The sequence below is a fragment of the Nocardioides sp. S5 genome, assembly GCF_017310035.1.
GTDB lineage: Bacteria > Actinomycetota > Actinomycetes > Propionibacteriales > Nocardioidaceae > Nocardioides.
In genome coordinates, this window is the sequence record NZ_CP022296.1 from 1,554,818 (window position 1) to 1,569,998 (window position 15,181).

The 15,181-nt window shown below is 73.0% G+C and carries 15 protein-coding genes; 8 read left to right on the forward strand and 7 right to left on the reverse strand.

The features are described from left to right. Positions 1 to 6 precede the first annotated feature (6 nt). Positions 7 to 912, forward strand: coding sequence for an FAD-dependent oxidoreductase (locus CFI00_RS07775; RefSeq protein WP_207084625.1), 906 nt, complete (start codon positions 7 to 9; stop codon positions 910 to 912). Further along, complete coding sequence (locus CFI00_RS07780; protein ID WP_207084626.1) at positions 905 to 1,516, forward strand: histidine phosphatase family protein; 612 nt, start codon at positions 905 to 907, stop codon at positions 1,514 to 1,516. The genes CFI00_RS07775 and CFI00_RS07780 overlap by 8 nt, the downstream gene beginning before the upstream one ends. Here CFI00_RS07780 and CFI00_RS07785 read toward each other — a convergent pair. Beyond that, positions 1,509 to 1,958 carry a DUF952 domain-containing protein gene (locus CFI00_RS07785; protein ID WP_207084627.1) on the reverse strand — a complete coding sequence of 150 codons (450 nt, stop codon included), beginning with the start codon at positions 1,956 to 1,958 and terminating at the stop codon, positions 1,509 to 1,511. The two genes, CFI00_RS07780 and CFI00_RS07785, sit on opposite strands and share 8 nt — an antisense overlap. A gap of 17 nt (positions 1,959 to 1,975) precedes the next feature. Between CFI00_RS07785 and CFI00_RS07790 the strand changes: the two genes are divergently transcribed. Further along, positions 1,976 to 2,584, forward strand: coding sequence for a 3'-5' exoribonuclease (locus CFI00_RS07790; protein WP_207084628.1), 609 nt, complete (start codon positions 1,976 to 1,978; stop codon positions 2,582 to 2,584). Here CFI00_RS07790 and nucS read toward each other — a convergent pair. After that, positions 2,581 to 3,267 (reverse strand): endonuclease NucS, encoded by a 687-nt coding sequence (gene nucS / locus CFI00_RS07795; protein WP_207084629.1) that lies wholly within the window; start codon positions 3,265 to 3,267, stop codon positions 2,581 to 2,583. The two genes, CFI00_RS07790 and nucS, sit on opposite strands and share 4 nt — an antisense overlap. A 24-nt stretch (positions 3,268 to 3,291) precedes the next feature. Here nucS and CFI00_RS07800 point away from each other — a divergent pair, with 24 nt between their 5' ends. Together CFI00_RS07800 and CFI00_RS07805 are read left to right on the forward strand one after the other, a co-directional pair. Next, positions 3,292 to 4,278 (forward strand): hypothetical protein, encoded by a 987-nt coding sequence (locus CFI00_RS07800; RefSeq protein WP_207084630.1) that lies wholly within the window; start codon positions 3,292 to 3,294, stop codon positions 4,276 to 4,278. Positions 4,279 to 4,324: 46 nt separating this feature from the next. Beyond that, entirely contained in the window at positions 4,325 to 6,118 is a 1,794-nt protein-coding gene (locus CFI00_RS07805) for a 3-hydroxybutyryl-CoA dehydrogenase (protein WP_207084631.1), read from the forward strand. Positions 6,119 to 6,160: 42 nt separating this feature from the next. On the opposite strand, the gene CFI00_RS07810 is transcribed toward CFI00_RS07805, so the two are convergent. Both CFI00_RS07810 and CFI00_RS07815 read right to left on the reverse strand, forming a co-directional pair. After that, on the reverse strand, positions 6,161 to 6,622 hold the full coding sequence (locus CFI00_RS07810; RefSeq protein WP_207084632.1) for a VOC family protein: 462 nt from the start codon (positions 6,620 to 6,622) through the stop codon (positions 6,161 to 6,163). A gap of 50 nt (positions 6,623 to 6,672) precedes the next feature. Continuing rightward, the gene (locus tag CFI00_RS07815) at positions 6,673 to 9,090 is read right to left on the reverse strand and encodes a LuxR C-terminal-related transcriptional regulator (protein ID WP_207084633.1); all 2,418 of its coding nucleotides are present in this window, start codon (positions 9,088 to 9,090) and stop codon (positions 6,673 to 6,675) included. A gap of 210 nt (positions 9,091 to 9,300) precedes the next feature. On the opposite strand from CFI00_RS07815, the gene CFI00_RS07820 reads away from it, so the two are divergent. Both CFI00_RS07820 and CFI00_RS07825 read left to right on the forward strand, forming a co-directional pair. Further along, entirely contained in the window at positions 9,301 to 10,062 is a 762-nt protein-coding gene (locus tag CFI00_RS07820) for a hypothetical protein (RefSeq protein ID WP_207084634.1), read from the forward strand. A 53-nt stretch (positions 10,063 to 10,115) separates the two neighbouring features. Then, complete coding sequence (locus CFI00_RS07825) at positions 10,116 to 10,883, forward strand: alpha/beta fold hydrolase (protein WP_207084635.1); 768 nt, start codon at positions 10,116 to 10,118, stop codon at positions 10,881 to 10,883. 12 nt (positions 10,884 to 10,895) lie between these two features. Here the strand turns inward: CFI00_RS07825 and CFI00_RS07830 are convergent, their stop codons facing one another. Next, a complete protein-coding gene (locus CFI00_RS07830) occupies positions 10,896 to 11,432 on the reverse strand; it encodes a CGNR zinc finger domain-containing protein (protein WP_207084636.1) in 537 nt (178 codons plus the stop codon). A gap of 38 nt (positions 11,433 to 11,470) precedes the next feature. On the opposite strand from CFI00_RS07830, the gene CFI00_RS07835 reads away from it, so the two are divergent. Beyond that, complete coding sequence (locus CFI00_RS07835; protein ID WP_242532735.1) at positions 11,471 to 12,481, forward strand: EamA family transporter; 1,011 nt, start codon at positions 11,471 to 11,473, stop codon at positions 12,479 to 12,481. Here the strand turns inward: CFI00_RS07835 and CFI00_RS07840 are convergent. Together CFI00_RS07840 and CFI00_RS07845 are read right to left on the reverse strand one after the other, a co-directional pair. Next, the gene (locus CFI00_RS07840) at positions 12,459 to 13,547 is read right to left on the reverse strand and encodes an AI-2E family transporter (RefSeq protein ID WP_207084638.1); all 1,089 of its coding nucleotides are present in this window, start codon (positions 13,545 to 13,547) and stop codon (positions 12,459 to 12,461) included. The two genes, CFI00_RS07835 and CFI00_RS07840, sit on opposite strands and share 23 nt — an antisense overlap. 218 nt (positions 13,548 to 13,765) lie before the next feature. Beyond that, positions 13,766 to 15,031, reverse strand: a complete 1,266-nt coding sequence (locus tag CFI00_RS07845; RefSeq protein WP_207084639.1) for a hypothetical protein — start codon at positions 15,029 to 15,031, stop codon at positions 13,766 to 13,768. Positions 15,032 to 15,181: the final 150 nt, after the last annotated feature.

Below are 15,181 nucleotides of genomic sequence, written 5' to 3' on the forward strand. Positions count from 1 at the left end.
GGCCCCATGGGGCGTGTGATCGTCGTCGGGGCCGGTGTCGTCGGGCTGACCTGCGCGGTGCGACTGCTGGAGGCCGGCCATCGTGTCGACATCGTGGCGCGCGACCTGCCGCTGGAGACGACGTCCGTGGTGGCCGCCGCGCTCTGGTACCCCTACCGCGCGCTGCCGCAGGACCGGGTCACCGCCTGGGCCGCGACGTCGTACGCGGTGTTCGCCGACCTGGCTCGCGACGAGCGCACGGGCGTGCGGATGCTCACCGGGACCGAGGTGCTGCGCACCCCGCAGCCCGACCCGTGGTGGCGCGCGGCCGTGCCGTCGCTGGACCGCGAGACCGCCTTGCCTCCCGGCTACACCGACGGCTGGACCTTCGTGAGCCCGGTCGTGGACATGCCGGTCCACCTCCGCTGGCTCAAGGCCCGCGTCGAGGAGCTCGGCGGCACGCTGACGCGGATGAACCTGTCCGCGCTGCCCGCCGACGGCACGCTCGTGGTCGACGCGACCGGATTGGGCGCACGGCACTTCGGTGCCGATCCTTCCGTGACGCCCGTGCGGGGGCAGGTGGTCGTCCTCGAGCAGGTCGGCCTCGAGCGGTGGACGCTCGACGCGGACGGACCGACCTACGTGGTCCCGCGTTCGCGCGAGATCGTCGTCGGCGGCACGGCAGAGGAGGGGGAGTGGAGCCGCACCCCGGACCCCGCGACGGCCGAGGCGGTCCTGCGCCGCGCGACCGCGCTCGTGCCGGAGCTGGAGGGCGCGCGGGTCCTGCGGCACAAGGTCGGGCTGCGTCCCGTCCGCCCCACGGTCCGGCTCGAGCGGGTCGGCGACGTGATCCACACCTACGGCCACGGGGGCGCGGGCGTGACGCTGTCGTGGGGCTGCGCCGCCGACGTGGTGGGGTTGGCCGGTGAGTGACCTCCAGTGCGCCGCCCGGGTGTTCGTGGCCCGGCACGGCGAGGCCGTCTACGAGAGCGAGCTGCTGAGCGATGCCGGGGGCTGGCTGAGCCCGCTGGGGCGCGAGCAGGCGCGGGCGCTCGCCGAGCGGCTGGCGCCCGAACGCATATCCCGCGTGTGGACCAGCGACATGGCCCGCGCCGTGCAGACCGGCGAGATCGTGGCGGCCGCGCTCGGTGCCCACGTCGTCGTACGCACGGGGCTGCGCGAGTTCGGCGTCGGCCACGCCGCCGGCACGACCGGTGACCCCGACCCCTTCGCGGAGACCTTCGCGGCCTGGCTCGACGGGGACCTCACCGCGCGGATCCCCGGTGGGGAGAGCGGCGAGGACGTGGTCCAGCGCTACACCGCGGTGCTGGAGGAGATCGCCGACGCGCACCGCGGGGAGTCGGTGCTGGTCGTCAGCCACGGGGGCGTGATGTGCATGGCCCTGTCCGCCCTGGCGCGCAACCTCGCGCTGAGCCACTCGCGCGACGTGCCGATGCCGAACTGCGGGGTCGTCGCCCTCGAGGGCGATGCGGACGGCTGGGTGGCCCGGTCGTGGGCCGACCAGCCCCTCAGCTGAGCGCCGCCACCAGCACGACCACGGCCACGAGTGCCATCACGACCAGCGCGACGCCCATCCGCGAGGCCATCCCCTTGATCCACAGCGACATCAGCGTCTCGGTGCCTCCGCGGCGGTCGAGGGGAGCCACGTCGACGACCGCACTGCGGTTGATCGGGCCGTAGACGTGGGGGTAGGTGTCGTCGCCGACCGCCTCGACGCGGACCTCCGCGCCGGTGAGACGCGCCGGGTCGATGGTCAGCAGGACCAGGTGCTCGCCGAGGCCGCGGTAGTAGCGGTCGAAGACGCCCTGCACCTGCTCGCGCCTCGAGGCGTGGATGAAGCCCTCCTCCTCCAGGGTGCGGCCCACGGTGGAGGTGGAGTAGGTGCCCGTCTCCAGGGTGCGGCGCCAGTCCGCGTCGGTGGCGATGTGGAAGATGCGGTCAGGCAGGATCTCGGGCACCGTGCGAGGGTAACGGCATGGCAGCCTCCCGGGACGCAGGTCGCATCTACGTCGTGACGGACATCGAGGTCGACGGGTTCGTCCCCGGCGCCCACTCGATGCTCGCCCTGGCCTCGGTCGCGGTGACCGCGTCCGGCGAGCAGGTGGGCGAGTTCGAGGCCGTGCTCGAGCGGCTCCCGGGCGCCCAGCCCCACCCCCACACCTGGGCGTGGTGGCTCTCGCAGCCGCCCGAGGTGCTGGCCGCTGCCACGGAGGGGGCACGCCCGGTGCCGGAGGTGATGGCCGACTTCGTGTCGTGGGTGCAGGGACTGGGCGAGGAGCGCGAGTTCGTCGCCTCGCCGCTCGGCTTCGACGGGACGTACGTCGACTCCTACCTGCGGCGGTTCACGGCGTACGGGCTGGCGCAGGGGCCCGACGAGACCGACCGCCTCTTCCACGGCGCCGGCCTGTGCCTCAAGAGCCTCGCCTGCGGGGTCACCGGCGGCGATCCCGCCACCTTCTCCGTGCACGACCTGCCCAGCGAGTGGTTCGGCGAGGTCGAGCACACCCACCGCGCGATCGACGACGCGCGGGGCTACGCCCACCTGCTCGTCGAGGTGCTGCGGCGAGGCCGCGCGACCGGCTAGAAGAGCCGGTGCTCCGCGTCGTCCATCCCGCGCAGCGCGTCGTAGTCGACCAGGGCGCAGGCGATGCCGCGGTCGGTCGCCAGCACGCGGGCCTGCGGCTTGATCTCCTGGGCGGCGAAGATGCCGCGCACCGCCCCCTTGCGGGTCAGCGCGGGGTCACGGTTGAGCAGGTCGAGGTAGCGGGTCAGCTGCTCGACGCCGTCGATGTCGCCGCGCCGCTTGATCTCCACCGCGACCGAGAGCCCGTCGGCGTCGCGGCACATCAGGTCGACGGGGCCGATGGCGGTCATGAACTCGCGGCGCACCAGAGTCAGCCCCGCAGCCAGGCTCGTCGGGTGCTCGGCGAGCAGCTCCTGGAGGTGCTTCTCGACGCCGTCCTTCTGCAGACCGGGGTCGATGCCGAGGTCGTGCGAGGTGTCGTGGAGGACCTCGTCGATGAGGATGCGCAGGGTGTCGTCGGACTTGGTGGCGCTCACCAGCCACTCGGGGCGGCCGTCCTCGGACACGCCCTCGCGGACCGTGCACGGCGGCGACATCCAGTTGAGCGGCTTGTAGGACCCGCCGTCGGAGTGGATCAACACCGACCCGTCCGACTTGAGCATCAGGACACGGGTGGCGAGGGGCAGGTGGGCCGAGAGCCGTCCTGCGTAGTCCACCTGGCAGCGCGCGACGACGATCCTCACGACGGGCGAATCTACAGTGGCCCCGTGACCGACCACGCAGTACGTCCCGCGCGGCAGCGCGACCTCGCGCACCTCGGCATCGAGGACGCCTCCCACGGGCCCGGGTTCGTCGTGGTGGCAGGCGACCCCGCCCTCGGCCACGCCCGCGTGGACCTCCTCGACGGGCACGCCCACCTCGCCCGCCTCGCGCCCGGCGTCGACCTCGACGGGAGCACCGCGCGTGCGCTGGTCGATGCGGCCTGCGAGCGGCTCGCCGTCAAGGGCCACGGCCAGCTGACGGCCCTGCCCTTCGCCGGCCCCGAGGCGACGGCGTACGCCGACCTCGGCTTCGCCGCGATCCCGCGCGACGAGCCGCTGCCGGGTCCGCTGTCCGCGATGCGCGAGGAGCCCGGCCACGTGCTCGTTCGCCGCGTGCTGCGCTCGCACCGCACCGCCGCGGACCTCGCCGACTTCCTCCCGGTCCTCGACGCCGCGCCGCGCGAGGTCGGCACCCTTCGCGCCGTCATCCGTCGGCCGGCGCCGGGGGAGCGCGAGGTGCTGGAGGTCGGCCACCTCGACCTCGCCGAGGGTCTGGTGGGGGACACGTGGGCCGAGCGCGGAAGCCGGCGTACGCCGGACGGGTCGGCGCACCCCGACATGCAGCTCAACCTGATGAACCACCGGCTCGTGGAGTTCCTGGCCCAGGACCCGGAGCGCGAGGCGCTGGCCGGCGACCAGATGTTCCTCGACCTCGACCTCTCGCACGACCACCTGCCGGCGTGGAGCGAGCTGCACATCGGTGGCCCCGACGGCGCCGTGATCGTGGTGACCGACCAGCCGCACAACGGCTGCGGGAAGTTCATCGCGCGTTTCGGCAAGGACGCGATGGGCTTCGTCAACGGCCCCGAGGGCAAGCCGCGGCGCCTGCGCGGGCTGTGCGCCAAGGTGGTGCGCCCCGGACCGGTCCGTCCGGGCGACCAGGTGGTCGTCGTACGCCCCTCGACCCCCGTGGGGGAAGCCTCCGGGGAGTGACGGTTCCCACACCCACCGGGGATCGCCCGCGTGGGAGCATGCGTCCATGAGCGACGAAACTACCCGCGAGTTCAGCACCGTCGGCGTGATCGGCCTCGGCACGATGGGCGCCGGTATCGCCGAGGTCTTCGCCCGCAACGGCTTCACCGTCATCGGCGTCGAGCAGAACGACGCGGGCGTCCAGCGCGGTCGCGAGCACCTCGAGCACTCGACCGGCCGTGCGGTGAAGCGCGAGAAGATGACGCCCGAGCAGCAGGCCCAGCTCCTCGGCCGGATCACCCTCACCACCGACATGGCCGACCTGGCCGTCGCCGACCTCGTCGTCGAGGCGGTCGTGGAGTCGCTCGAGGTCAAGAAGTCGATCTTCCGTGCGCTGGACGACATCGTGCGCCCGGACGCGGTGCTCGCCACCAACACCTCCTCGCTCAGCGTCACCGAGATCTCCACCGCCAACGCCAAGCCCGGCCGCGTGGTGGGCGTCCACTTCTTCAACCCCGCGCCGGTGCAGAACCTCGTCGAGATCATCCGGACGGTGGTCACCGAGCCCGACGTGCTCGCCGACGTCCAGGGCCTGCTGCGCAGCCTGGGCAAGAACCCGGTCGTGTGCGGCGACAAGGCCGGCTTCATCGCCAACACGCTCCTCTTCGGCTACCTCAACCACGCCGTCGCGATGTACGAGGGCAAGTACGCCTCGCGCGAGGACATCGACGCCGCCATGCGCTTCGGCTGCGGCTACCCGATGGGCCCGCTGGCGCTGCTCGACCTGATCGGGCTCGACACCGCCTACGAGATCCTCGACACGATGTACAAGCAGGGGCGCGACCGCCTCCACGCGCCCGCGCCGATCCTCAAGCAGTACGTCACCGCGGGCCTGCTCGGCCGCAAGTCGGGCCGCGGCTTCTACACCTACGAGGCGCCCGACTCGCCCGTCGTGGTCGCCGACGCCCAGACCCCGAGCGTGGACGACAAGCCGCAGCTGCGCCACAGCATCAAGCTCGTCGGCGTGGTCGGCACCGGCACGATGGCCTCGGGCATCGTCGAGGTCTTCGCCAAGGCGGGCTACGACGTGCTCTTCACCGGGCGCGGCCAGGACAAGGTCGACGGCGTGGTCGCGACCATCACCAAGAACTTCGACAAGCAGATCCAGCGCGGTCGCGCGACCGAGGAGCAGAAGTCCGAGGTGCTGGGCCGCGTGCGCGGTACCACGTCGCTCGACGACCTCAAGGACGTCGACATCGTGGTGGAGGCGATCGCGGAGGACCTCGCGATCAAGACCACGCTCTTCGAGAACCTCGACGAGATCTGCAAGCCTGGCGCGATCCTGGCCACCACGACGTCGTCGCTGCCGATCATCTCGATGGCCAAGGTGACCAAGCGTCCCCAGGACGTCATCGGCATGCACTTCTTCAACCCGGCCGCGATCATGAAGCTGGTCGAGGTCGTCTCGACCGTCGCCACCGACGAGGCCGTCACCGAGACCGTGCTCGCGCTGTGCGAGCGCGTCGGGAAGGTCGCCGTGAAGTGCGGCGACCGCTCCGGCTTCATCGTCAACGCGCTGCTGTTCCCCTACCTCAACGACGCGGTGAAGATGCTCGAGGCGCACTACGCCACCGCCGACGACATCGACACCGCGATGAAGCAGGGCTGTGCGCTCCCGATGGGTCCCTTCGAGCTCCTCGACGTGGTCGGCAACGACGTGTCGCTGGCGATCCAGAAGGAGCTCTACCTGGAGTTCCGCGAGCCCGGCTTCTCCCCGGCGCCGCTGCTCGAGCACCTGGTGACCGCGGGCTACCTGGGCCGCAAGACCGGCCGCGGGTTCCGGGACTACAGCGCCCGCTGAGCGCCGTACGGCCCTTGCGTCTGCCCCGCTGAGGCGCAGTCCTCAGTCCAGGCAGAAGACGTTGCCCTCGGGGTCGGTCATCACGATGTGTCCGGGGGTCATGGGCGGGGCGGGCTCGTGCCGCTCCACCCGCGAGGCGCCGAGCGCGACCAGCCGGTCGCACTCCGCCTCCAGCGCCGACATGCGCGCCTCGCCCTCGAGGCCGGGAGCGGCGCGCAGGTCGAGGTGCACCCGGTTCTTCGCGCTCGCGCCCTCGGGCACGCGCTGGAAGAACAGCCGCGGGCCCGCTCCGTCGGGGTCCTGTGCGGCGGATGCCGAGTTCCACTCCGACTCCGGAACCCCCACCTCGGCGAGGAAGGCGTGCCACGCCTCGAAGGGGTCCTGGCCCGGCGCGAGCGTGCGCCCGGGCGGGGCGGGGTTGACGTAGCCCATCGCGTCGGCCCAGAAGCGCGAGAGCGCCTCCGGGTCGTGGGCGTCGAAGGTCACCTGGATGGTCCGGCTCATCGGTCCATCGTGGCCCACGCCACCGACACTCGGCGAGCCCCGCCGACGGCTCAGCGGCTGTCGACGACGAGGGCGGCCAGGCGCGCGCGGGTGTTGATGTCGAGCTTGCGGTAGATGTGGGTCAGGTGCGCGTCGACCGTGCGCGGCGAGACGAAGAGCTCTTCGGCGATCTGCCGGCTGGTCAGCCCGTGCGCCACCCGGTCGGCGACCTGGCGCTCCGCGGCGGTCAGGGCGTCGAGGACGGACGGCGCGCCCGGGCCCGGCCGGGTGAACACGGCCGTCACCAGCGCGACGGCGTCGTCGGAGAGCTCGGCGCCGTCGATCCACTCGGCAGGCGCCCGGTGCGCCGGGACCACGTCGTAGTCGGCGGAGTAGCCCCAGCGCACCGCCAGGCGCGGCGTACGCAGGGCGAAGGCGGCCGCGGCCAGGAGCCGGGCCTCGGGGAGGTCGCGCGCCCGCGCCACGCCTGCGAGGCCGTCGAGCACGTCCGCGGCACGCAGCGGCAGCCGCATGGTGTGGCAGCTCTCGAGGGCCGTCAGGTAGGTCGTCGTGGCCTGGTCGAGGTCGCCGAGGCCGACCAGCGCCCGCCCGAGCAGCAGTCGCGCCTCGACGCCGTCGCGACCCAGGCGCGCGGAGTCGGCAAGCGCCACGACGTCGGCGGCGAGCCCGGCCGCCTGCTGGGTCTCGCCCGCGACGAGCAGGTCGCGCCCGTCCTGCGCGAGGACGGGGAGGCGTACGGCCCACGGCAGCGTGTCGCGCACGACGTCCCTGACCTGCCACGTGGGGTCGATGCCTCGCAGCAGCGTCTCGGCCAGCAGCCCGACCCGGTCCTCGGCGAGCTCACGGGCCTCCAGCACCACCGCTCGGGCCCCGGCCACCGCCTCGGCGATCCGGCCCTGCTCGAGAGCGATGCGGGCCAGGACGGTGCGCGCGGAGAGGTCGATCCAGCGCTCGTCACGGCTGATCCGCGCGGGCATCGCATCGCTGACGGCCTGGGCCGCCTCGGCGAAGCGGCCCTGGGAGGCGTAGACGTCGGCGAGGGTGCGGGTGGCCTGGCGGCTGATCGATCCCTCGGGGTCGAGGCTGATCGCCCGCTTCGCCTCCGCCTCGGCGCGGGCGGTGTCGCCGGCGTCGAGGTGCATCTCGGCGCGGATGGAGGCGGTCTTGGCGAGCTGCTCCTCGGGCCGCGGCGCTGCCGAGGCGTGCTCGTCGGCGCGGTCGAGCAGCCAGAGGCCCTCGTAGGTGCCACGCACCTCCGAGGCCGCGATGCCGGCGCGGCGCGCGACCTGGGCGCCGATCTCCGAGGGGCCGCCGCCGCTCGACAGCGCGCCCTCGAGGACCTCGAGCGCCTCCCGGGCGCGCATCGAGGTGTAGAGGGAGGAGAAGATCCGGTTCGCCACCGAGTATCCGTCGGCGCGGGTGGCGGGGTCTGCGCAGGCGGTGAGGACGGCGTGGCGCATGGCCGGAAGGTCGCGCAGCCACTCGGCGTCCGCGGCGCCGTAGTTGTCGTGGTCGGGGGCGTGGCTCTGCGCCCAGGCGAGCAGGCCGGAGCCGACGGCCGCGACGTCATCGGGACCGGCGAGCGCGCGGGCCCGTCCGCGGATGGGGGAGAGCATGTCGAAGTGACCCCGCTGGTCGACCTCCAGCAGGCTGCGGCGCACGAGGTTGCCCGCGAGCTCGGCGGCCTCGGCGGTGGACCGGTCGAGCACGTGCGCGAGCACGCCCAGGCCGACGGGGAAGTCGAGCAGGCCGATGCGGCGCAGCGCCGTGGCGCTCGACGGGTCGAGCAGGCCGTGCGCGGAGTCGACGGCCTGGTCGAGGCTGACGGTGGACATCGCGTTGCTGAGCCCGACCAGCGCCGACTGCACCGCCACCTGTTCGATGAGGAGTGGCAGTCCGCCGGTAGCGCTGAGCAGGCGGCGTACCTCGTGTGCCTGCGAGGCGAGGTCGACGAGCGGCCCGCCCGCGGCACGGATGCCGCGCAGGAACAGCTCGACGGCAGGGCCCTCGAGCGGCGCACGCTGGTGGGGCACGGGCAGCGGTGCCACGCGTACGACGGACTCGTGCCGCTCGCCGGCCGTGGTGCGCGCGGTCACGACGACGCGGACGTCGGTGGTGCCCTCGAGCATCGCCTCGATGACCGGACCCGCGCCGGTGCCGTCGAGGTCGAGGCCGTCGAGGACGAGCAGGCAGTCGCGCCCGTCGAGGGCGCGGCCGAGCGCACCGGCCAGGGTGTCCCCGGGAGCGGTCTCCGCGCCGAGGCTGCCCAGGGCGGCGAGGAGCACCTCGTCGAGGCCGTGCAGGGCGCGCGCGTCCACCCAGGCAACACCCCGGCCCTGTGCGGCGTGGCGGACGAGCAGCGTCTTGCCGCTGCCCGGAGGACCGACCACGGTCACCCAGCGCGACTCCTCGAGCGACCGGTCCAGCGCGCGCCGGACGTCCTCACGACCGAGACAGGGGGACAGCACGGACCGAATCTATCGCCCCGGACGACAGAGATAGGTAGGACTACGGATGCCGGCACCCGCAGGTTCGCGGGAGTCTTCTCGTGCGCCACGGGCGTGGGGACCGCACGAGGGGATGGTCCCGACGCCCACAGGCCACGTGTCGGAGCAGGTCGCACATCGTCGGGGGTCGATGGGCGGCCTGCTCTTGCAGGTTCTGCGTACTCTGGCTGCATGGAACTCGTGCTCGTGCTCGTCGTCCTCGGAGGTCTCACAGCGCTCGCCGTGGGAGCCGGCAGGTCGAGCAAGAAGCGTGAGCTGGCCCGCGCCGAGGCCGAGGTGGCACCGGTGAAGAGGCTCGCCGAGGAGGACGTCACCGCGCTCGGCGTGGAGCTCCAGGACCTCGACATCGACCTCGCCGGGGAGCAGCTGGACCCGGGCGCCAACGCCGACTACCAGCGCGCCCTCGACTCCTACGAGTCCGCGAAGACCGCGGCCGCCGCACTCACCCGTCCCGAGGACGTGCGCCACGTGACCGAGATCCTCGAGGACGGTCGCTACGCGATGGCGTGCGTGCGCGCTCGTGTCGCCGGCGAGCCCCTCCCGCAGCGCCGCCCGCCCTGCTTCTTCGACCCGCGCCACGGGCTGTCGGTGGCCGACGTGCCGTGGACCCCGCCCGGTGGCGCTGCGCGGGACGTGCCCGCCTGCGCCCTCGACGTCGAGCGCGTCCGGGCCGGCGCCGAGCCCGACATCCGCAAGGTCATGGTCGGCTCGCGCCGGGTGCCCTACTGGCAGGGCGGTCGCGCCTACCAGCCCTACGCCCAGGGCTACTTCGGCACCTTCGGCCCGATGGACTGGATGTTCATGGGCATGCTCTTCGGCGGCGGCTTCGACGGTCTCGGCGACGGTCTGGGTGCGATGGGCGAGGGGCTCGGCGACATGTTCGGCAGCATCGGCGACGGGATCGGCGGGATGTTCGACGGCTTCGACTTCTGAGCCGGGTCGACCCCCTCGCCCTCGCCGCACCAGCCGCACGTCAGGATGTCCTGGTGAGCCTGCACCGCACCGAGCTCGGCGAGACCGGGTCCCGCGTCGTCTTCTGCCACGGCCTCTTCGGCCAGGGGAGGAACTGGACCCAGGCTGCCAAGACGCTCAGCGCCGAGCACCGCGTCCTGCTGCTCGACATGCCCAACCACGGACGTTCCCCGTGGACCGAGACCTTCGACTACCTCGAGCTCGCCGAGCTGGTGGCCGCCGAGCTCGGTGACGAGCCGGTGGCGCTGGTGGGGCACTCGATGGGCGGCAAGATCGCGATGTGCCTCGCGCTGCGCCATCCCGAGCTGGTCGATCGGCTCGCGGTCGTCGACGTCGCGCCGGTGGCGTACCCGAGCGGACGCGAGTTCGTGGGCTACATCGAGACCATGCAGGGCCTCGACCTGGCCGCGCTGGGGTCCCGCTCCGAGGCCGAGGACGCCCTGCGGGAGGCCGTGCCGAACCCGGTGGTGCGCAGCTTCCTGCTCCAGAACCTGCGCCGCAGCGACGACGGATGGCACTGGCAACTCAACCTGGGCCTCCTCGGTGACTCGATGCCCGGGCTCACGGGCTGGCCCGCGGAGGCACTCGGCGAGGCGACGTACGACGGTCCGGTGCTGTGGGTCGGCGGGGCGGACTCCGACTACATCGCCGACGAGCACGCCGAGGAGATGGACCGCCGCTTCCCCCGCAACCGCCGGGTGCTGGTCAAGGGCGCCGGGCACTGGGTGCACTCCGAACAGCCCGAGGTCTTCCTCGAGGTGCTCAGGCGCTTCCTGGCCTGAGCGGCGCCGGCGTCAGGCCTTCTGGCGGGCGCGGTAGGCCGCGACGGCCTCGCGGTTGCCGCAGGTGGTCGAGCAGTAGCGGCGCGAGCGGTTGCGCGACAGGTCGAGCACCACGTCGTCGCAGTCGTCGGCGGCACAGCGGTCGAGGCGCGACATCTCGTCGGCCCGGATCACGTCGACCATCGCCATGGCCGTCTCCACGATGACGCGCTCGTCGAGCGGCCGGTCCGGCTCGACGGCGTGCAGGTGCCAGTCCCACTGGTCGTGGCGCTGGAGCTGGGGGAGCGCGCGGGCGCGGGCGAGCATGCCGTTGACGATCTGCGCAGCCTCGTCGCGCTCGGCGAGCAGCAGCTCGCGCAGGGCGGGGCGGAGCCGGCGCAGGGACGCGAGCTCCTCGGCGCCGGCCTCGTGGCGCCCGGTGTAGGACCAGGCCGTCAGGAAGGCGGAGAGGTCCTCGACCGAGCCGAGGGGGTCGCCCGGCTCGTCGGTCGAGTTCACCAGGGCGACCGCTGCCTGCAGGGCCGCGTCCGTGTCATCCGTGAAAAGCATGTTGACACATTACATCAGCGCGCTCTAGCGTCATGACTGTGACGGCTTTGACCCATGACACCACCACCTCTTCCCGGACGGCGGCCGGCCTGCTCCTCGCGCTCGGCTCCGCCGCGAGCTTCGGCATGTCGGGCGCGCTCGCCCGCGGCCTGCTCGACACCGGGTGGAGCGCCGGGGCCGCGGTCACCGTGCGCACGGTCCTGGCCGCCGTCGTCCTCCTGGTCCCCGGTCTGCTGGCCCTGCGTGGCCGCTGGCACCTGCTGCGCGACAACGCCGGCCTGATCACGCTCTACGGGATCACCGCCGTCGCCGGTGCGCAGCTGTGCTACTTCTACGCCGTCACCTACATGCAGGTCAGTGTCGCGCTCCTGCTGGAGTACACCGCCCCGGTCGCGGTCGTCATGTGGCTCTGGCTCCGCCACGGCCAGCGGCCCTCGCGGCTGACGGTGCTCGGTGCCGTCCTGGCCGCCTGCGGCCTCGTCCTGGTGCTCGACGTCCTCTCCGGGGCCGACCTCAGCGCGGTCGGCGTGCTGTGGGCGCTGGGCGCGATGGTGGGCGCGGCGTCGTACTTCATCATCTCCGCCGACGAGTCCAACGGGCTGCCCGGCATCAGCCTCGCCGCCGGTGGCCTGTTCGTCGCGAGCGTGGTCCTGTCGACGGCCGGCGCCAGCGGCCTGCTGCCGTTCCGGGCCTCGACCGCGGACGCTGCCTACGACGGCTTCACCGTGCCGTGGTGGGCGACCGTGATCGCCCTCGGCCTGGTGACCGCGGCCTTCGCCTACGTCACCGGCATCGAGGCGGGGCGCCGCCTCGGCAGCCGCTTGGCGTCCTTCGTCGCGCTCGGCGAGGTCCTCGCCGCCGTGCTCTGGGCTTGGCTGCTGCTCGGCGAGCTGCCGCGCGCCATCCAGCTCGCCGGCGGCCTGCTCGTGCTCGCCGGCGTCGTCGTGGTCAAGCTGGGGGAGGGCCGTACGTCCCTGGTGGTGGAGCCGCTCCCCGAGCCCGACGCGGGTCCCGACCCCGTGTCGGTCAGAGGGCGTCCTGCCGCTTGAGGAACACCTCGCGGTGCAGGAGCAGCAGGGCCGCGGCCACCGGCACCGCCAGCAGCGCGCCGATGATCCCCAGGAGCGAGCCGCCGACCAGCGCGGCGACGACGGTGACCGATCCCGGGATGTCGACCGACTTCTTCATGATCCGCGGGTAGATCAGGTAGGACTCCACCTGCTGGTAGGCGACGTAGTAGACCAGGGCCACCAGCGCGACCGTGGGTGAGACCGTGAGCGCGAGCAGCGTCATGAGCGCGCCGGACACGAAGGCACCGACGATAGGGATCAGCGAGAACAGCCCGACCACGAAGGCGAGGGCGAAGGCGTAGTCGCCGAGGCCCACGACGAACGAGAAGACCAACGTGCTGATCCCCGCGCACAGGGCAACGAGGAACGCGCCGGCGACGTAGGCGCCCGTCGAGCGGATGATCCGGTCGCCGAGCTCGCTGACCCGCGGCCGCTTCGAGGCCGGCGCCAGGGAGTAGGCGGCGTGCTTGATGCTGGGCAGCGAGGCCAGGAAGTAGATCATCAGCACCAGGACGATGAAGCTGTTGGCGACCGCGGACAGCACCCTCAGACCGACGCCGAGCGCGCCGCCGAAGACCTTCTGGCCGAAGTCGCCGTTCTGGATGTAGTCGCGCGCCTTGGCGATGACGTCGTACTGGTCGTCGAGCTTCTGCACCTGCGAGTTGGCCTGGAGGTCGTCGAGCCACCCCGGGGCGTTGCGGGTGATCGCGGCGATCTGCTCGCTGATCACCGGGGCGATGGCGACCACGAAGAGCGCGAGCACCCCGATCACCACGACCAGCACCGCCAGCACGGAGAGCCCACGCCGGATCCCGCGACGCATGAAGAGCTCCACGACCGGGTTGAGGCCGATCGCGAGGAACATCGACATCACCAGCAGGATCAGGATCGAGGAGATGCTCAGCAGCTGCTGGGACAAGAAGATGGCGACCAGCGCGCCGAAGGCACCGAAGAACCCGATCTTGAACGGCGAGTGGCGCAGCAGCAGCGGCGCCGCCGGGGCCTCGGCCGGGACGTAGGGCGCCGGCGCTGCCTCGTCGACCACCAGGTCGATGGCGTCGTCGATCTGGTCGGCGATGTCGGCGGCCGACTTCGCCGACTCCTCGGCGGCGTCGGCGGCCGCCTCGGCACGGTCGGCGTCGTCGCTGACCTTCTCGACGACCTCCTGGACCCCGGTGTCGGGGGACAGGTCGGTCGCAGTGGAGCCTGGCTGGGTCGCGGCGTCGCGCGGGGCGACGGCCTCCCGGAGCCGGTCGCGCCAGCTCAGGACTCGTCCTCGCCGAAGCCGGCCACGACGTCGCGCAGGGCGCCGAGCTGGGCGGTGATGGCGTCGCGTCGCTTGGCGACCCGGTCGACCTCGGCCTGGATGTTGGCCAGCTCGCGCTCGGCCTCCGCCACGCGGGTGGCACCGATCGAGTCGGCCTGGGTGCGGGCCGAGGCGACGACCTGCTCGGCCTCGCGCCGCGCGCGGGTGAGCAGCCCCTCGGCCTCGGCCTGCGCCTGCTGGCGGTGGGCGTTGGCCTGGGCCGTGGCCTCGCGGGCGCGCTGCTCGGCGGCGTTGGCCCGTGCCTCGGCCTCGGCGACGAGGCGCTGGGTCTCGGCCGTGGCGTTGCTGTGGTGCTCGGCGGCCTCGCGGGTCAGGCGCTCCTTCTCGACAGCGAGCGTGCGTCGGGCCTCCTGGACCTCGCGGTCTGCGGCGGCGCGGGCCTGCTCGGCCTCGCGGGTCGCGGTGACCCGCATCTCGTTGGTCTCCTGCTGCGCGGCGAGGCGGAGCTGGTCGGACTCGCGGCGCGCGGCGGCGAGCAGGTCCTCGGCCTCGGCCTTGGCCAGGCTGCGCTCGGTCTCGGCGTCGGCGGTCAGCCGCGCGCGCATCTCGTCGAGCTCCTTGAGCTGCACCATGCGCATGTCGTCGGCCTCGCGGGCGGCGTCGGCGCGGATGCTGGTGGCGTCGCGCTCGGCGGCCTTGCGGATCTCGTCGGCGTCGCGGTGCCCGGCACGGCGCACGTCGGCGGCCTCGTCCTCGGCCATCTTGAGCATCGAGGACGCGCGCCCGCCCAGTCCGGCGTACGTCGGGTTGGCGTTCTCCTGCAGCTCCTCGCGTGCGGCTGCGAGGTCGGCCTCGAGCTCGATGACGCGCTGCTCGCTGCTGGCCAGGCTGGTGGCCAGGCCGGACTTCTCGTTCTGGAGCTGGCCGACGCGCTGGTCGACGGCTGCCTTGTCATAGCCACCGCGGCGTACGACGGGCAGCGGGGCCGCCCCGGCCGCGCGCGGCGCGACGGGGGACGCCGGCGTCTGCGCCGCGGGCGTGATGACGGGCGAGCGGCGGGTCGCCTCGGCGTCCGGGGCCGCGGCGGGCGGTGTGGCGGCGGGCGGGGCGACGGGCGGGGCGACGGTGGCCCCGCTGCTGCGCTGGGGCTTCGCGACCTCCGGTTCGTCCTTCGCCGTGACCGGGAGGACCTGGGTCTCCTCGGCCGCGTCGTCGGCGGACTCCGGCTCGTCGAAGATGGACAGGCCCTTGTCGGAGCTCATGGTCGAGGCACCCTCTCTCGGTCGAACTGACTGCGTGGGTGCCAGTCTTGCCGATGGTCCGACAACATCACACCCCGGCTCGCGGGCGACTCCGAGGGAGTCGGGCGAACCGGGGTGTGAGCAGGGTCTCGTCGAGGGCGCGGGACTCCC